This window comes from Pseudomonadota bacterium (assembly GCA_026388275.1).
Lineage (GTDB): Bacteria > Desulfobacterota > Syntrophorhabdia > Syntrophorhabdales > Syntrophorhabdaceae > JAPLKB01.
The window spans coordinates 36891-55515 of the sequence record JAPLKB010000011.1; the positions used below are offsets into that span (position 1 = coordinate 36891).

General features: G+C 42.1%; 18 protein-coding genes. 12 read left to right on the top strand and 6 right to left on the bottom strand.

Translation table 11 applies throughout. From position 1 onward, the window contains the following. Nucleotides 1-22: 22 nt before the first annotated feature. From rpsR to NT010_02700, 11 genes are all read left to right on the top strand, one after another. Nucleotides 23-289 carry a 30S ribosomal protein S18 gene (gene rpsR, locus NT010_02650; GenBank protein ID MCX5804958.1) on the top strand — a complete coding sequence of 89 codons (267 nt, stop codon included), beginning with the start codon at nt 23-25 and terminating at the stop codon, nt 287-289. A 12-nt stretch (nt 290-301) separates the two neighbouring features. Then, nucleotides 302-751 (top strand): 50S ribosomal protein L9, encoded by a 450-nt coding sequence (gene rplI / locus NT010_02655; protein MCX5804959.1) that lies wholly within the window; start codon nt 302-304, stop codon nt 749-751. Then, the gene (dnaB, locus tag NT010_02660; GenBank protein ID MCX5804960.1) at nt 752-2122 is read left to right on the top strand and encodes a replicative DNA helicase; all 1371 of its coding nucleotides are present in this window, start codon (nt 752-754) and stop codon (nt 2120-2122) included. Further along, a complete protein-coding gene (locus NT010_02665) occupies nt 2119-2643 on the top strand; it encodes a CDP-alcohol phosphatidyltransferase family protein (GenBank protein MCX5804961.1) in 525 nt (174 codons plus the stop codon). Before dnaB ends, NT010_02665 begins: the two co-directional genes overlap by 4 nt. 325 nt (nt 2644-2968) lie before the next feature. Then, nucleotides 2969-4045, top strand: coding sequence for a deoxyguanosinetriphosphate triphosphohydrolase (locus tag NT010_02670; GenBank protein ID MCX5804962.1), 1077 nt, complete (start codon nt 2969-2971; stop codon nt 4043-4045). A gap of 75 nt (nt 4046-4120) precedes the next feature. Beyond that, entirely contained in the window at nt 4121-6805 is a 2685-nt protein-coding gene (locus tag NT010_02675) for a valine--tRNA ligase (GenBank protein MCX5804963.1), read from the top strand. A 35-nt stretch (nt 6806-6840) separates the two neighbouring features. Then, nucleotides 6841-8079, top strand: a complete 1239-nt coding sequence (locus NT010_02680) for a DUF294 nucleotidyltransferase-like domain-containing protein (protein MCX5804964.1) — start codon at nt 6841-6843, stop codon at nt 8077-8079. An 11-nt stretch (nt 8080-8090) separates the two neighbouring features. Next, a complete protein-coding gene (locus NT010_02685; GenBank protein MCX5804965.1) occupies nt 8091-8468 on the top strand; it encodes a CBS domain-containing protein in 378 nt (125 codons plus the stop codon). An 86-nt stretch (nt 8469-8554) separates the two neighbouring features. Next, nucleotides 8555-8851 (top strand): Asp-tRNA(Asn)/Glu-tRNA(Gln) amidotransferase subunit GatC, encoded by a 297-nt coding sequence (gene gatC, locus NT010_02690; protein MCX5804966.1) that lies wholly within the window; start codon nt 8555-8557, stop codon nt 8849-8851. A 61-nt stretch (nt 8852-8912) separates the two neighbouring features. Beyond that, nucleotides 8913-10334: an Asp-tRNA(Asn)/Glu-tRNA(Gln) amidotransferase subunit GatA gene (gene gatA, locus NT010_02695; GenBank protein ID MCX5804967.1), complete on the top strand. Its 1422-nt coding sequence runs from the start codon at nt 8913-8915 to the stop codon at nt 10332-10334. Between the two features lie 26 nt (nt 10335-10360). Further along, nucleotides 10361-10990 carry a uracil-DNA glycosylase gene (locus tag NT010_02700; protein MCX5804968.1) on the top strand — a complete coding sequence of 210 codons (630 nt, stop codon included), beginning with the start codon at nt 10361-10363 and terminating at the stop codon, nt 10988-10990. A 217-nt stretch (nt 10991-11207) separates the two neighbouring features. On the opposite strand, the gene NT010_02705 is transcribed toward NT010_02700, so the two are convergent. Continuing rightward, a complete protein-coding gene (locus NT010_02705; protein ID MCX5804969.1) occupies nt 11208-11828 on the bottom strand; it encodes a hypothetical protein in 621 nt (206 codons plus the stop codon). Nucleotides 11829-11950: 122 nt separating this feature from the next. Here NT010_02705 and NT010_02710 point away from each other — a divergent pair, with 122 nt between their 5' ends. Continuing rightward, a complete protein-coding gene (locus NT010_02710) occupies nt 11951-12847 on the top strand; it encodes a LysR family transcriptional regulator (GenBank protein MCX5804970.1) in 897 nt (298 codons plus the stop codon). Nucleotides 12848-13044: 197 nt separating this feature from the next. Here NT010_02710 and NT010_02715 read toward each other — a convergent pair whose 3' ends face one another. The 5 genes from NT010_02715 to NT010_02735 all read right to left on the bottom strand — a co-directional run bounded on the left by NT010_02715 (nt 13045) and on the right by NT010_02735 (nt 18421). Then, a complete protein-coding gene (locus NT010_02715) occupies nt 13045-13911 on the bottom strand; it encodes a DUF882 domain-containing protein (GenBank protein ID MCX5804971.1) in 867 nt (288 codons plus the stop codon). A gap of 413 nt (nt 13912-14324) precedes the next feature. Continuing rightward, the gene (locus NT010_02720) at nt 14325-15725 is read right to left on the bottom strand and encodes an MFS transporter (GenBank protein MCX5804972.1); all 1401 of its coding nucleotides are present in this window, start codon (nt 15723-15725) and stop codon (nt 14325-14327) included. Then, nucleotides 15718-16737: an NUDIX hydrolase gene (locus NT010_02725; GenBank protein MCX5804973.1), complete on the bottom strand. Its 1020-nt coding sequence runs from the start codon at nt 16735-16737 to the stop codon at nt 15718-15720. Before NT010_02725 ends, NT010_02720 begins: the two co-directional genes overlap by 8 nt. Further along, complete coding sequence (locus NT010_02730; GenBank protein ID MCX5804974.1) at nt 16734-17573, bottom strand: class I SAM-dependent methyltransferase; 840 nt, start codon at nt 17571-17573, stop codon at nt 16734-16736. The genes NT010_02725 and NT010_02730 overlap by 4 nt, the downstream gene beginning before the upstream one ends. A gap of 152 nt (nt 17574-17725) precedes the next feature. Then, nucleotides 17726-18421: a hypothetical protein gene (locus tag NT010_02735; protein ID MCX5804975.1), complete on the bottom strand. Its 696-nt coding sequence runs from the start codon at nt 18419-18421 to the stop codon at nt 17726-17728. Nucleotides 18422-18625 lie beyond the last annotated feature (204 nt).

Genomic DNA, 18625 nt, shown 5'->3' on the forward strand with positions numbered 1-18625 from the left:
ATAATATGGATGGAGGATATAGATGCCAAGACCAACAAGACCTGCAAGAGGACAGGACGGGAAAAAAAGGGTTTACATGCGGACGAGAGTTTGCAAAATCTGCCAGGACCCAAATATACCGAATGATTACAAGAACCCAAAACTCTTGAAATATTTTATTTCGGAACGTGGAAAGGTGATGCCGCGAAGAATGACAGGAACCTGCGCCAATCATCAGAGGAAGCTTAAAGAGGCAATAAATATGGCAAGACATATTGCCTTCCTCCCTTTTACAACACTTACAAAATGACGGGGGCACTGTATGAAGGTTATTCTTACGGAAGATTTACGAGGTACAGGTAAAAAAGGTGAAGTAGTAGATGTTAAGGAAGGATATGGAAGGAATTATTTGATCCCGGGAGGCCTTGCGCTCCCCGCGACTGAAAGCAATCAGAAGAGATTTGAGAATATCATAAAGAACCTCCTGAATAAAAAAGGAAGGGTTCTAAAAGCTGCTGCAGATATTAAAGAAAAATTGGAAGAGATTACGCTTGTCATAAAGAAAAAAGCCGGCGCAGATGGAAAACTTTTTGGTTCTGTAACGCATAAAGATGTGGCTGATTCGATAAAGGAGATCCTTGGTGTTGAGATAGATAAAAAGAGTGTGAGGATAGATGAGCCAATCAAATCAATAGGCGCACATACCCTGGAAATCCATTTAGAACAAAATATCACTGCCACCGTGAAGGTTGAAGTGGAAAAAAAGGACTAAATGACAAGGGCTCTGCAGAATCTTTCAGAGAAGAAAAAGCCACCAGCAATTCGTATCCCGCCGCAAAACCTGGAAGCAGAAGAGTCACTTCTCGGCGGCATCCTTATAGACCCTGATGCTATAAACAAGGTAGTAGATATGGTCAGCCCTGAGGATTTTTATAAAGATGTCCATGGCAGGATATATGATATCATGGTAAGTCTCTACGAAAAAAACGAGCCGATAGATATTGTTACAGTCGGCAGTGCCGCCAGGGATAAAAGGGTTATAGACAAAATAGGGGGCGTGACATACCTGAACACGCTTGTAGACCATATGCCGAGTGCGGCGAATATTGTACAGTATGCAAAAATGGTTAGGGAGAAAGGCCTTTTAAGGAATCTCATGAATGCTGCTACGGAGATTATCGAAAATGGGTACGAATCGGATGCAGTAGAAGACTATATAGACAATGCAGAAAGGATGATCTTTCAGGTTTCTGAGAAAAAATTCAAGCCCTCATTTTTTCCTGTTAAAGATATTGTTATGGATAGTGTAAAAACTATCGAGAGGCTCTATGAGAAAAAACAGTCTGTTACCGGCGTGCCTACAGGTTTTTCAGAACTTGACAGGCTAACGAGTGGCCTGCAGCCCTCTGATTTAATCGTTGTTGCAGGCAGACCAAGCATGGGGAAGACTGCCTTTGCTATGAATATTGCCCAGTATGCTGCTATGTTGAAGGAATCGGCTATCCCTGTAGGTATATTTTCGATGGAAATGTCAAAGGAGCAGCTTGTTACAAGGCTGTTGAGTTCCGAGTCGGAAGTGGAGCACTCGAAATTGAGGACAGGCACACTGTCAAGCACAGAATGGCCAAAACTTGCCTATGCTGCAGGAAAGCTTTCTGAAGCGCTTTTTTTTATCGATGATTCTCCGTCCATGAGTGTTCTCGAACTCCGGGCCCGTGCGAGAAGATTAAAAAAAGAGCATGGTCTTGGACTGCTTGTAGTCGATTATTTACAGTTAATGAGAGGCGGGCGAACCGCTGTTGAGCGGAGAGAGCAGGAAATATCTGAAATATCAAGATTTTTAAAAGCACTTGCAAAAGAATTGTATATACCCGTAATTGCCATATCGCAGTTGAACAGAATGGTTGAGCAAAGAGAAGATAAAAGACCGAGGCTTTCTGATCTCCGGGAATCAGGAGCCATAGAACAGGATGCAGATGTAATTATGTTTATATACAGAGATGAAGTTTATAATAAAGACAAGGAGAATAATAAGGGTATTGCAGAGATCATCATTGGAAAACAAAGGAATGGCCCGATAGATACAGTTGAGCTTGCCTTTCTGGACAAATTTGCAACCTTTAAAAATCTTTACAGAGAATGAACCTGCCTAATCTACTATCAGTATTTCGTCTTTTTGTTACAATCTTTTTCATCATTGCAATCAATCACGGCAGGCATGACATCGCGCTTATACTGTTTATTATACAGGCATTAAGTGATGTACTTGATGGATTTCTTGCAAGAATCATGAAGGCAAAAACGCATCTTGGTGCTTTTCTCGACCCGGTTGCCGATAAGGTGATGATTGTATCCTCTTACATTGTTCTATCTGTTTATAGCATAATCCCTTTTTGGCTGACATACATTGTGATTATCAGGGATGTAGTTATTTCCACAGGTTTTTTTATTCTTTATAAGCTTTCATATAAGGGAAAACCCACCCCGATTATTTTGAGTAAAATTACAACCTTATCGCAGATGTGTACTGTTATTTATATTCTGTGGCCAGGCGACAGAATGTATTCGAAGCACTTTTTCTATGCCACAGCAGTCCTTTCTGTATTTTCCGGTTTTCAGTATGTTGTTGATGGAATGAGAATTTATCTTAAAAAAGAATCCTAACATATCTTCCGAACCAACTGCACAGAGCAAGAAAATGATTATATTGTCCCATATTTGCCAATTTAGCCTCCTATCATATACCCGCTTGTAGTATCAGGTGGTATCATGAGGTAGTACATTTTCAGTCTCGTGTATGCATATATCCATAACGGGGTATGAGAGCACCTGCAAGCCCTTCCTGGAGGAAAAAAGCTTCGCAGATGCGGTAATCTCTGATCGAACCTCTCAATCGTTTTATTGCTTTAGTCATTTTCTTGTGATAAATTAGGAATCTGAAAAGATAAGCTAAATTCTTGTTTTCGAATTCTATTGAAGATAATCCTGTATGGCTGGATTTGGTCTTGCGGGTTTTAAAGAAATGAATATCAGAAATAAATTAGAACAAAAGGAAGAAATAACTCTGTCGCCCTTTGCACAGAAAAGCAGCAAAACAAAGGGAAGGCTGAAAGAAGAAGCTGAATGCGATATAAGACCGGCATTCCAGCATGACAGAGATCGTATTATACACAGTAAATCATTCAGGAGGCTCAAGCACAAAACGCAGGTTTTTCTTTCGCCCGCAGGAGACCATTATAGGACAAGGCTTACCCATACACTCGAGGTCTCGCAGATCGCCAGAACAATAGCAAAAGCCCTTTTCCTTAACGAAGACCTGGTAGAGGCCATTGCCCTTGGTCATGATCTGGGACATACACCTTTCGGTCATGCAGGAGAAGCTGCTCTGAATGAGATACATGGAGGCGGGTTCAAACATTACGAACAGAGTCTCAGGGTTGTGGATCTGCTTGAAAAAGAAGGTGAGGGTTTGAATCTTACCTTTGAAGTAAGAGAAGGCATACTTAAGCATTCAAAAGGTAAGGGAGAGATTATCTCAAGGGTTGAAACAGATAGACCTACCACCAGAGAGGCCGAAGCTGTGAGGGTTTCAGATATTATTGCCTATATAAACCATGATATTGATGACGCCATAAGAGGCAATATCATAACAGAAGAAGATTTACCAATTGACAGCAGGAATTTTTTGGGCAATACAACCTCCGACAGGATTGACAGCATGGTTAGGGGAGTAATTCTCGAAACATTAAAACAGGATGATTTAAACATAAGTCTCAGTAAAGACCTTGAATACCAAATGGTAAAACTCAGGACATTTCTATATGAGATGGTTTATGATAGTCACATTGTTCATGATGATTTTATAAAATGCTCAAGGATAATAAAAGATCTCTATTTTTATTTTCTGAATAACCCAGATGCACTCCTTGCAGAAACCGGCAAACATGATTTTTACGATGAACAGGCAGCATGTGTGTGCGACTTTGTTTCAGGCATGTCTGACAGGTATGCCTTTAACCTTTTTGAAAAGTTTTTTCTTCCACTGCCATGGAATATACCAGGATGAAGCCGGGGAAGTGCAATGTTTAATCCAGCTAAAGGCTGGGCAATTGAAAATCTGAATATGAAAGGGAGTTAATATATGATGGATAAGGTTTATGATCCGCACAGAATAGAAGAAACATGGTATGCATATTGGATTAAGAAAGGTTTTTTCACAGCAGACAGCCATGCTTCGAAACCGCCTTTTTCAATTGTTATACCGCCGCCGAATGTGACCGGAATGTTGCATATGGGCCATGCATTGAACAATACTTTGCAGGATATTATGGTAAGGTTTAAAAGGATGTCAGGTTTTAATACGCTCTGGGTGCCGGGCACGGACCATGCGGGTATTGCGACCCAGAATGTTGTGGAAAGAGAACTTGTAAAGGAAGGACTTAGCCGTGAAGCCCTCGGCAGGGAAAAGTTTGTTGAAAGAGTCTGGGATTGGAAGGAACATTCCGGAGGGGTAATCATCAGTCAATTGAAAAGACTCGGTTCGTCATGCGACTGGTCCAGAGAACGCTTTACCATGGACGATGGTTTATCAAAAGCCGTCCGTGAAGTCTTTGTAAGGCTCTTTAACGAAGGCCTCATATATCAGGGCGATTATATTATAAACTGGTGTCCGAGATGCAAAACCGCACTTTCCGACCTTGAAGCAGAACATGAAGAGACAAAGGGTTATCTATACCATATCAAATATCCCCTCGCAGAAGGCAACGGACATTTGATTGTTGCTACCACAAGACCGGAAACGATGTTCGGGGATACGGCCGTTGCCGTTAACCCGGACGACGTAAGGTACAAACAGTATATTGGTAAGTTTGTGGTACTTCCTATTGCAGGGAAAAAGATCCCGGTTATCGGCGATAGTTATGTTGATGTTTCATTCGGTACAGGTGTTCTGAAAGTCACTCCTGCTCATGACATAAACGATTTCGAAATAGGAAAGAGACACAACCTTTCCATAGTAAAGGTGATGGATGATGGCGGAAAGATGAACGAAAATGCCGTCCATTATGTTGGTATGGACAGGTTCGAGTGCCGGGAAAAGGTTGTTGAGGAACTGGAAAAGGAGGGTCTTTTTGAAAAGATTGAACCTTACGCCATGGGTGTGGGAAAATGCTACCGGTGTAAAACGGTTGTAGAGCCTACATTGTCGAAACAGTGGTTCCTGAAAATGAAACCACTTGCAGAACCTGCGATCGAGGCGGTAAGAGCGCACAACGTCAGGATTATCCCGGAAATGTGGGAAAAGGTCTATTTTGAATGGATGGAAAATATACGGGACTGGTGTATATCCCGGCAGATATGGTGGGGGCATAGAATACCCGTCTGGTACTGTGACAACTGCGGGAAGATTTACGTCAGTGTGGATGACCCTCATGTGTGCAGCGAATGTAAGGGCGAACTGAGACAGGAATCCGATGTGCTCGATACATGGTTTTCTTCAGGGTTGTGGCCTTTTACCACACTTGGCTGGCCTGAAAAAACAGACGATCTGAAAACATTTTATCCGACAGCACTCCTTATAACAGGATTTGACATTCTGTTTTTCTGGGTGGCGCGTATGATTATGATGGGAATCAAATTTATGGGTGATGTGCCCTTTAGAGAAGTATATATCCATGCCCTTGTGAGGGATGCCGAGGGTAAAAAGATGAGTAAATCAAAGGGCAATGTTATTGATCCTTTGATCGTGATAGATGAATACGGAACAGACGCATTCAGATTTTCACTGGCCATGCTTGCAGCTCAGGGCAGGGACATACTCCTTTCCGAGGAAAGGATCGAAGGGGTGAGAAACTTTGCAAACAAGGTATGGAATGCCTCCAGATTTGCGCTGACATTTCTTGAAGATATGCCGGCAACATCTGAAAAGTCTGAGGCGGGTTCATTTTCATTCCTTCCTGATAAATGGATACGCTCAAGAGTGCAAAAGGTTATCCGTGAAGTAACGGAAAGCCTTGATACCTATAAGTTTAATGAGGTTGCAAGTACACTGTATAACTTTATCTGGCATGAGTTCTGTGACTGGTATCTTGAGCTTATTAAACCGAACCTCTACGGAAAGGTGACCAGATATGATAATAATATCACAAAGAATGTGCTCAATAATACGCTGACAGATATATTGAAACTCCTGCACCCGATTATGCCCTTTATTACTGAGGAAATATATCAGAAACTGCCGCATCATTCCTTCACAGATTCCTCTTTAGATGGAGATAAGGAAGGATTATACGAAAGTATTATGGTCTCGACTTTTCCAATATACGATGAAGCACAGGTGGATGAAAAAAGCGAATCCGGTATGGACATGATCATGGGAGTTGTTGATGTAATAAGAAATATCAGGGGTGAAACAGGGATTGCACCGAACACAAAAGTTGAAGTCATGATCCGCGCAAACGACAACCGCGGCCTTCTTGAAGAATATGAATATTATATCAAGGAGTTGGCAAAGGTCGGAGAACTTGTTTTTATAACCTGTGAAGCGCCTGAAAAAGCTGCTGTTGGTATTTATAGAGAGGTGGAGATTTTTGTTCCCATAAAAGACCTTATAGACGCACCTAAAGAAATTGCACGGATAGAGAAGGAACTGGCAAAGATAGAGGAAGATATGGGAAGAATCTTTAATAAGATAAACAATGCCTCTTTCAGGGAGAAAGCCCCGCCTGAAGTAATAAGTAAAAATGAGCTTAATTATAATATATTACAGGAAAAAAAGGATAAATTGACAGGAAGCAGGAAAATTCTTGAAGGACTTACAGGCAAATAACTGCATGCCTCCTATGAACGTTGTCAGGAGAGTAAATGCTGCTTGATTTTTCAGTTATAGAAAAATTTATATCCGATAATCAGGAGGTCCTGAAGGATAAGCTTTTGCTCAGGAGCGAGCGGTATAGCATACTTGCCATGCTGCGGGATAAACTCCAGACTCTGTTGGAAAATTACGACATTTTTGAAAAAAATATTTCATCACGTCTGTTCAATAAAATTGGAAAGGCGGCAACTTATGAAAAACTCAGGAAATACCATATAAAGTCGGTTGAAGGAGTCAAGGAATTTTATTTGAGCAATCAGACAGTTCCGGATGTTCATGATCTGTTCCGTATAATCAGGGACGCAATAACAGTGAGAGTATTGCAGTTAGTAGAAGAAGAAATGAAAAGCGACGGATTTGAATCACCCCCGACGGAATACGTCTGGATAGGACTCGGCAGCGAAGGCCGTGATGAGCAGACACTGCTGACAGATCAGGACAATATGATTGTCTACGATACAGGCAGCGGCCAATATGGATCGGATATTGTAGATCAGTATTATGAAGCATTTTCAAATAAGGCTATGGAAAGACTTAATGATGTGGGCTTTGAAAAGTGCAAGGGTGGGGTCATGCCATCCAACGAAAAATGGAGAGGGTCAATTGAGGCGTGGAAGAAGCGGCTGGAAGACAGACTGATCTTTGAAAGGGGCGCCTTCGAAGATCTTGATATTATAATCCTTACAGATGCCCGTCCCATGAAGGGTAACAGAAAACTCCTTGACGAGGTTATGGCATTCTTTTTCAATTCTCTCAGCCATAATAGCAATATTATGAAAGAATTCATCCGTTCGGCGGTTCTCATGCCCACTGCAATTACCTTCTTCGGCAACTTCAAAGTTGAAAAAAGCGGCGATTACAAAGATATGCTTAATATTAAACTTCTTGGCTGGGCGCCCCTGATATTGTCCGTAAGGATGCTTGCCCTGTCAAACGGCATATATGAAACAAACACATTGAAAAGAATACGGTTAATGAAAGAAAAAGGCGTGATAACAACAGAGATGGAAAAGAATCTGATAGATGCGTACCTTACATTTGTAACCTTCAGAATTATGAACCAGATTGAAAAAAGCAAGGATAACAACAATAACATTTCCGATGCTAATCATATAAAACCGGATATGCTTGGTCAGAAAGCACGGGAAGAGATGCGCAGGGCTATGAAGTCAGTCGAGGCTTTGCAAAAATATATTGAAGAAGTTTTATTATTTGGGCAGCCAATATAAAGGAGGAAGCAATGAAGGTTGTAGAGCTTATGAACAATAATGTGGTTACCTGCCGTCCTTCAGAATCGCTTACCGTTATTGTGAACAAATTTGAGCTTTTTAATATTGCAGGAATGCCTGTTGTAGAAAAAGGAAAATTGGCCGGCATGATCTGCCAAAGCGATATTTTGAAGAACTTGAGAGAAGAGGGCGTAAGCCTTAAAGACCTCACAGTTAAAGATGTTATGGTAGAGGAGGTTATCACGGTTTCTCCAACCGAGTCGGTTGTAGAGGTTGCAAAAATAATGATTGATAAACAAATAAACAGGATACCCGTTGTAGAGAATAACGTTGTTATTGGCATTGTAACAAGAACCGATATTGTACGGGCTGTGGCAGAGTGCGGATAAAAACAATTTTGAGTTATGAATTATGAATTTTGAGTTAAACTTGAACCGTAAACAATAAGCACCATATAAAGAAGTGAGGGGTATTTATGAAAATTACAAAAGAAGATGTCAAGTATATAGCCCATCTGGCAAGACTTGAAATTGACCTTGGAGAAATTGATGCTTATACGCTGCAATTAGACAATATACTCCAGTATATGGATAAGCTCAATTCTCTCAATACGGAAGGCATTGAACCGACAAGTCATGCCATGCCGGTCATGTGCGTGCTCAGAGAAGACAGGGCAGGAAGTTCTTTCAGTGCTGACGAGTCAACCCTAAATGCACCTGAAAAGAAAGGCGGTTTTTTCAAGGTCCCGCCGATTATTGAAGTGGAAGAATAAAAAGCGAGGAGAGATTGCCGTGGAATATTTACTTGATTTGGACATTAAAACATTAAGGGAAATGCTCAGAAAAAAAGAAATTTCTTCTGTTGAACTTACCGGTTTCTATCTGGACAGGATTAAAAGATATGATGGGGAACTGCTCTCCTATATTAAAGTTACAGAAGATACGGCCATGGATATGGCAAGGCAGGCCGATGCAAAGATAGCAAAGGGTGAGGAGGGAAGGCTTCTTGGCATCCCGCTGGGTATGAAAGATATTCTGTGTACGCAGGGTATGGAAACTACCTGCGCATCTCAGATATTAAAAGGTTTTGTACCTCCCTATGATGCAACCGTTATAAAGAAATTGAAAGAAGAAGGGTTTGTTCTTCTTGGAAAATTGAATATGGATGAGTTTGCAATGGGTTCATCTACAGAGAACTCATCTGTTCAAATCACAAAAAATCCTTGGGACCTTACGCGTATTCCCGGTGGATCAAGCGGGGGTTCGACCTCTGCAACTGCTGCAGGGCTTTGTGCAGCTTCCCTTGGAACAGATACAGGCGGCTCTATAAGACAGCCTGCAGGGCTATGTGGTGTTGTCGGTTTAAAACCCACGTATGGAAGAGTATCCAGATATGGACTTATTGCTTTTGCCTCTTCTCTTGACCAGATAGGGCCTGTTACACGAAGTGTGACAGACTGTGCTGAAATAATGAATATTATTGCAGGATATGATCCAATGGATTCTACCTCTATTCCCGAACCTGTGCCGGACTATACGGAACATCTGGGCAAGGACGTTAAAGGCATGAGGATAGGCATACCGAAAGAATATTTCATGGAAGGTATAGAACAGGATGTAAGGTCTGCCGTTGAAAATGCTGTCTCCTTTTTTGTAAGGAATGGTGCCTCTGTGGTGGATATAACGCTTCCCCATACCGAATATGCCGTTGCCGTATATTATATTGTTTGTACCGCTGAGGCTTCTTCAAACCTTGCACGGTATGACGGGGTTAAATACGGATTAAGGGTTGACGGTAAGGACATTATTGATATGTATAAAAAAACAAGACTCAAAGGATTCGGCAAAGAAGTTGTAAGGAGAATTATTCTTGGCACATATGTACTGTCTTCGGGGTATTACGATGCATACTACCGTAAGGCAGGGCAGGTAAGGACACTTATCAGAAAGGATTTTGATGAGGCATTTAATGTCTGTGATATTATTGTGACCCCTGTTTCACCGACTACAGCCTTTAAAATAGGCGAAAAGATGGAAGATCCTTTGACGATGTATTTTTCCGATATATTTACCATTCCCGTAAATCTTGCAGGCTTGCCGGCCATGTCGGTGCCCTGCGGTTTTGATAATGCCGGTCTGCCAATAGGGCTGCATATTATCGGAAAGCCCCTTGGTGAAGCCGGAATAATGCAGGCGGCCTATGCACTTGAAGCAGAACTGAAGCCAAAGAAGATACCGGACAGTTTCAGAAAATGACAGCATAGGGATTATTCTTATCTAAAATGACTGAACTTAATGTAAAAAGATTCCTAACTGCCATGAAAAACATGGGAATTGATTCCTATGTTTCCGGCAGGGAGAATATGCTCACGCTCCCTCTTCTCCATAAAACAGTAAAAGGGTGCAGAAAATGTTCCCTTGCTGATACCCGACAGAAAGTGGTATTCGGAGAAGGTAACAGTAAATCAAGGATTGTATTCATCGGAGAAGCTCCGGGTGAAGAAGAAGATATCAAGGGAAGGCCCTTTGTAGGAAGAGCAGGAAAACTTCTTGACAAGATGATCGAAGGGATCGGATTAAGGCGCGAAGAGGTATACATTTGTAATGTTCTGAAATGCAGGCCGCCAAACAACAGAGACCCCAAACCGGATGAGGCTGAAGTCTGCAAACATTACCTTATATCCCAGCTTGAGATTATAAGCCCTAAAATTATATGTACGCTTGGTAAACATGCCTATAATACATTGCTTGGTGTCGATGAAAGCATAATCAGGATAAGAGGAACACTTACCAGATACAAGGGGATAAAACTGCTTCCCACCTACCACCCCTCCTTTCTGCTTCGTAACGCAGGCAGGATGCAGGAAGCTATCGGAGATATGGAGACGCTGAAGCATCTCCTCAGGGAGTAATTCCATGCAGCCCTTTTCCCATTAGAAGTCATTTCAATTCTAAATCAAGGATGAAATCAAGGCGGCAAGGAAGAGGCGACGTAGGCGTACGGTAATAGTACGTCGTAGGAGCAGATGACGAAGCCAACGATGATAGCGCCTTGATGTAGAATTGGAATAAGAAGGTTGGAAGTTGGGAACTGAGAACCGCATAAAACTCCAAAGCGTGGAGACATTCTCAGGCAGCCTTTAAATACGCCAGGGGAGTTCTGTCTTGATTGACTGACGTAAGGACTGCCACTAACCGTAGGCAATTCTCTATGGAATGATCCATTCTCGCGGCCGGAAATATTCCGAATGATATAATCCATGGTGATCTGACAAAGACCGCGTTGCTGCGGTTAAAACCACCCTTGCGAGCACGAGAGTTTGGAGCCGCTACTGTTTTGTATAATGGAATGTTCACTGTAAGAGCTCCCGATGTAATCCATGATGATTTCACAAAGATCCTTGGAGCCTTAGCTGTTTTGTATAATGGCATATTCACCTTAAGAGCTCCCGTTTTAATCCACGGTGATCTCACAAAGACCTTTGGAGCCGCTACCTGTCTGTAACCAAGCATGTTCACTGTAAGAACTCCTGATGTAATCCATGGCGATCTCACAAAGACCTCGTTGCTGCCGTCTGATCTTTTTGTCTTTTCCGGCAATGCGACCTCCGTATGTATCGCTTTTTGGCCCAGTCTGCTATAAAAGTCAGCCAAATAGTCGATGTTTTGGATGTGTGCCATATGACCGTTTCCATTGCCTCCGATCTTTATCTCTGTGGTTTCGTTTAATGCTCTGATTTGTGTTCTCATGATATCCTCCTTCTTTGTTCTATCTTTCTATTATGAAGTATAGAAGATAAAACTTGACCGTGCAAGGCAATTAGTGTTAAAAGCTATTAACATAATATTAATACCTAACCTGGAGGTCAGTTATGATTGTGAACATGAATCAGCTTCGTTCCTTCTATACGGCAGCTAAACTAAACAGCATTACGAAAGCTGCTCAGGCCCTTATGGTGACGCCACCGGCGATTACCATGCATATCAAAAGGTTCGAAGAGAACATCGGGGTTCGGCTGATTGTCCGGGATGGGAACTCCATTCGGCTGACCGGCACCGGAGAGGGCGTGATGGAAAGAGCAGATCTGATTTTTCAAGAGATCCATGAAATGGAGGGCTATCTGGAGGACGTGTCCTCCGGCAGGTCAGGAGATCTGCACGTGGGATGCCCTGAAGCCCCCTTGAGAAATCTCATGCCCCTTATTGAGACTTTTAAGAAAACCTATCCAGGCGTAAGGATAATCCTTGACCAGGGTTCTAATGCGGAGATGATTAAAAGCATAATTGATCACCGGAACGAACTTGCAGTTATCCGGTACAGCCCCAACAACAGCAGGCTTAAGACCAAGGTCTTGTGGCAGCATGATATTGTCCTCATTGCCTCACCGAAGAGCGTCCATTGGCCGGGTTCTGAAATCTCTGTCATGCAATTATCGCAGATTCCGTTGGTTATCAAACGTGAAGGATCTGCAGCAAGAGAGGTGGTTCTTGAGTATCTCCGGAAATTCAAAGTGACTCCGTTGATTGCGGCGGAATCGGCAAGTACTGCCCTTCTCAAGGAATTAGTACAACAGGACAACGGTATAGGGTTCATACAACGAGGCGCTGTAGAGGAGGAACTGGAAAACGGAACTCTGAGATTGATCCGGATTATTGAAGGATTTCCCGTCATCGAAGATGGGATTGCCTATGCAAACCGCAGGGAACTTTCACCCGCGGCTTGGGCCTTTCTCAGGCTCATTGATACATCATGGCCATTTAAGTCATAGTTGAATTTACCCCATTTACCATCCCTCCTTTCTGGCAGGATGCAGGAAGCAAAAGGAATGCGGATTACGGAAAGAAATGTAACTAACTGTATTGCCTTGTTCTCTGCCTCTACTTAGATATTCAGGTCTTCGAACATAATCTATACAGATGACATCACATTTTAATATTCCATAGTATGAGTATAAAGTCTCGAATTTCACTCTTTAATGATTTCTATCTCGTTTGATAAAGTTATAGTTGGCATTTGTTCAAATGGTCTTCTGCAGAAACCAAATCGAATCCTGTATCGACCCGATTCCAATCCTGCGGGTAGCGTTGCATATATTGATCGCGACGCATTCCTATCGTTGATTAGAATGCACTCTTCTTCGTCCTGGGCTTGAATTATTAGCGCTGTCGCATCATTTTTTCCTTCAATATCCTTGAATAATGTAGCTATCTTGTGGATTCCGAATTGAAAATCACTTAATGATGTGAGGAAGAAACGAATCTTTTCCCCTGGTCTGTAACGATCATATTCAGTTGACAGATAGACCTTGCGGTTGAATTCACTTTCCCTGGTGCCGATCTTTGATGTTGCTGCCTCCCAAAAGCGAGGCTTCCCGGAATCGATGTGGATGCTTTTGCCTCCATAATGGCCAACTCCGCAGCAATTCTCTTTGCGAACAGCCTCCCACAGGACCTTGCCGTTAATCCCCTCTATGTAAAAATCTATTGCCATACCGTCCATATGTGTACTTGTACTGGCCACGTTACCACCGGATTTCTTCAGCTTTTGGTTATAAGCAGGGCTTCTATAGCCTGAAATGAGATGGATCATTTTACCGGGGGCAATCATGTCAGAAAAATAGTCTAATAAAAAAATAAGCCTTAGAGAGATATGCTCTCCTTTCAGATTATCAGGAAAATTGAATACCGTATCGATTTCATTAAGAGCTTTTTCGTTCAATGTTCCACCGGGATCAAAGAGATTTACCTTTGCTTCTCGTCCATTATGTTCGTTCCGTATGTTTATCTCGCCGTCACCCAATCGAAAAAAACGGACAGGATCCGAGGATGACATGCTCAGACAAGGAAAAAATATTATTAGTGAAATAGCGATTAACAAAGATCGGTATATAAGCAGAAAGCGCGAGTCCGGTATTTTGGAAGGATTCATAAAGTATTATAATAAGCCACTAAAGGATATGCAACCCAAATAAATGGTGCGAGGCGTTCGCTTGCAAGTCCGGTAATGGGCCTCCCAGGCGCACCGAATCGGGTGGCTGCGGCGGGTCGGGTTCTGCCATTGTTGCGGAATGATGAGATTGAATTGGGTAAAAACTGGATAAGGAAAAATATGATGTAACTAACTAAACCACCACTGGCTAAAGCTGGCGGTGGTTTAGCATCAACAGGCTTTTCTTGTGTACGCAAGAACCTGATGAACCACAAATACACTTAGTCTGACAATAATTATGATGAAGGTTTATCTTTTTATTTTTCAATTTCCTGATCATGCCGTACTTTCCCTCGCGATAGGGAGGCAAAGATGCCTGCTATACAGAGCACTCCAAAAAAAATAAAAGCAGCACGGACACTTTTTAAAAAGTACGGATAATGGGCAGGAAGAATCTCGACTTTCCCGATATATAATAAAAAAATCAACATGACGATGCTCATGCTGAACGTTTGTCCCAGAAGCCGCATTGTAGAAAGTACAGAAGATGCTATCCCGTAAAATCTGCGCTCCACAGAGCTCATGATCGCATTAACATTAGGAGATGAAAAAAAGGCAAAACCAAAACCCAATATTACCAGGCTCATAATGATAAACCACAGGGGTGTTGTATCGGTTATAAAAACAAACAGGAAAAGTCCAAGAGCCGATAGCGCCATGCCCACAGACGCAACAATCCTCGGCTCCACTTTGTCGGAAACCCTTCCGGCAAGGGGTGAAAAAGCTGCCATAACAATCGGTTGAGATACAAGCACAAAACCTGCAGCTTGCGGGCTGAGGCCCTTTATATATTGAAGATAAAGGCTTAAAAGAAAACCTACTGCAAAGGTGGCGCTGTAGTTTATAAGGGCTGCTATGTTCGAAAGCGCAAAAGCTCTATTGGACTTGAAAAGGTCTATATCCAGAATAGGGGTTGTTATTTTTCCTTCCCTGTAGACAAAAAAAACTGCCCCGGCAAAGCCGGCAACAATAATTACAATGCCTGAAGCAGAGGTAAGGTGGGAAAAACCGTACATGATAGCAAAGATCATAGCGGAATATATACATGATCCGATAAAATCAAACTTCTCCCCCCTTGAATCTGCCCAGTCTCCTTTAAGCTTCCACAGAGTGGAGACAATGATCATTATTCCCAGCGGTACATTCAGAAAAAATATACTCCTCCAGCCAAGATGCTGCGTCAGTATACCGCCGATAAAAGGACCGAAAGACAATCCCAGATAGACTGATGCCACATTGATCCCGAGAACCCTGCCGCGTTCCTCTAAGGGAAACACATGGCTGAGTATGGCCACTCCCGTACCGAAGAGCATTGCTGCGCCGATTCCCTGGACAACCCTGAAGATGATAAGCATGAGGGGCGTACCGGTAATGCCCATAAAAAACGAGCTAAGAGTAAAAATGCATGTACCTATTAAAAAAACCCTCTTCATCCCGTATATATCCGCCAGTCTCCCGAAGGGCACAAGAAAGATTGCAGCAGCCACGATGTATGCCATTGCTACCCAACTTAAAGAAATTGCATTCATGGAAAATTCTTTGCCGATAGATGGCAGGGCTACATTTACTGTAGCAAGAGAAAGCGGTGTAAGAAAGGCTGACATTGCGGTGATTATCAGGGCAGTTGTTCTACCGGCGGTATTATCGGGTTTATCCATCCTCCCGGTCCTTCCGGTTGTAGCCCATAACAGTATAAAATGCTGCTTTATCAAAAAAATAGACGAGTCGCTCGCCAAGCTCAAACATACGGTAGATATCAACCATTTTATCCCATATCCCAAAAGAATAGGTGAACATCCATATGTGTTTCTTGAGCAGACTCAAAGAACTTATGAGGTCTTCAAGGGGGATGCCGTCTTTTTGTCTTTCAAACCCGAGATCCTGATAGAATGCCTTATATTCGCTTTCGCTTTTTGTCCCCTTTAACCATGCCTCGAATTGGCCAATTATGAACATGGCCCTTGAAAACAGCTCATTTTTATCAAAACCACGGTATGCCTTTGTAGACGGATTCGACGATATTTCGTCAAACCAGAGTTCGATAATCTTTTTCGAATTGTTTTGAACAATATTCACAAGCTCATCGGACAGGAGGTTCCCGGGGTAGACGATTTTGTCATGTATCGTGCCCTCGATAAAAGTATCGAAGGAGTCGCGCATGCTCCAGAGGTCTCTTTTGAGTTCAATAAACTTCTGGATCGCCTTTTCCTGAGAATCAAAGGCAAGCTTAGGGAGGTTCATGATCGGGAAATACCGGCAATCCATCGCATCATCGCCTGCTGTCTCTTCCCCGCCTGTTTTGTCTACTTCAAATATCACTACAAGGACATCGCCGTAAAAGGAATTATATTCTGACCCTACATGTACAAGCTGGACAATCTTTCCCTCTACACCGGCCTCCTCCTCGAGTTCCCTGAGCGCGGCGTCTTCTATGCTTTCACCGATTTCAGCAAACCCTATGGGCAGGCACCACATGCCTTTGGATGGCTCCCTTTCCCTCTTTACAAGGAGTATTTCCCGGTTATGGTTCAGAAGAATAACGGCTGCAGCAGGCAAGGGGTTTTCATAAAATATCTCCCCGCATTTTCTGCATAACTGTCGTTCCTTCCCTTCAAGCACATCTTTGCCAAGAGGACTCGCACATATGCTGCAAAACAGTTTAGCCTTCATTTTTTCGCTATAAAGATCCTGTCGTCCTTATTAAATTTCACATTGCCTCTTTCTTTCAACTCTGCCAGCATTTTTTCCCTGACAACCTCAGGGTTGACATCCTTCGATATAAATTCTTTCTTAAAATCGATGTATTGTGCAAGATGGCTACTATCATTTTTTGTGAACATCAAAGCGTTCGGGTAATCAATTGATTTTATTCTGCTGAAATATTTTTTTAGAATGGTCTCTCCGTTCTCTGCGGAAAAATGCCTGATAACCTCTCTTAAATTGCTGAAATTAAAGAAATCTTCTCCTTCTATAAGCATGGATTCGCTATGAGTTATGACAAGAAATACCCCTTCGGGGCAAAGAAGCCTCTTTGCTTCGGATAGTGCTCCTGGAAAAAAATAGAGCGAGTATGCCGACACAATCAGATCAAAGGAGTCCGGGGGCATTTCGATTGGTGAAGGCAGTTGTATCCTTTCAAAAATTGCTTTCTTTGCAATTTTATCGGCTGCTTTTAAAAAACCTGCTTTGTTTTCATCAAGACAGTCGATACCGAAAGCAAGGTCAAGTCCTTCCTCGAGTCCTTCCTCAAACCAGCCGTAACCGCATCCGAGGTCGAGCATGGTGTGGGTTTTGTCCCATTTAATCTCATTTTTTGCAATATTTCTTATATCTTCCTTATTTTCGGAATGTTCCTTGATAAGATCGCTGATTTTCCTGTGGAACGCCAAATTTGCATAGCTTTTTATCGTCTCGTTCATCCTTGGATTTATAACGCAGCGGTCTGCTTTTGTAAATAAAAAGTTGCTCACAGTAAAGCAATGCGTGAACGGGGTATCAGTTTTCATTGAAAAAGTTATTTCTTTTCTTAAGAATGTTTCTGCCCCTAACGTGTCCGAAAGGAATGTAAAGCTGTATCTTATTTTTTAATGATATCTACTTGGTCTTCCTAACAATAAAAACAGTTTAAGAAATAAGCATATGCATGTTATTTGAAAATTTATCGAATGAGCTGCCCCTTCCGGTTATAGAGCCGCAAATCCAAAATGGATCCTTTACTGTCGAGATAGGTTACGGCTTTTGCTAAATCTTTCTCCCTGTTATAACCTTCAATAAAGTAACGCTCCACTTTTATTCTCTTACCATTAGCGTCATAGTAGGTGATTTGCTTTTCTATACCATTCTTTCTAACAGGCTTTTCAGGGTAATGGACCTCTACCTTTTCCTTCTTACCATGGCCGTCGTAGTAAACAACCTGCTTGGTTATCCCCTTTTTTTCGATATAATTGTGGTCATAGTGAGTTTCTTCCTTAACTTCTTTTCCATCGCTGTCATAGTAAAGAATGTTTTTTACTATCCCATTATCTTTGCTGTAAATATCGTTGTAATAAGTCTCTGATTTTACCTCCCTCTCATCACTGTCGTAATAACCAACAGATTTTGCTATCCCCTTATCTTTGCTGTAAATGTCGTTGTAATATACCTCTGAGCTTATCCTCTTGTCTTTATCGTTGTAATAAATGATAAACTTGGCCAATCCATTCTTGTAAGTTTCATCATTTACATTCAAAACAATTTCTATTGTTTTTCCTCCATGCTCATTTCGCGTGTCTATAGTCCTTGTAGTCTCTGCCGCTGCATGGCTTGACATGGTAAGAAGCAACGCCGCAAATGCTAATGTAATATTTTTCATCATTTCTGTTTTTTAAATTTAGATAAATGTTATCACACATTATCTTTCAGATAATCAAGCTCAAGATTTTTCTGAACGTGTCTTTGCTAATTTTAACAGGCGGCAGACAAATTATTTGAGAATGTGATTAAGGGTAGAATTGAGTGGAAGAATGTTGGAAACGTCTTAACAAATTAAGAAATTCCAATCCTACCTGCTGTGTTTTTT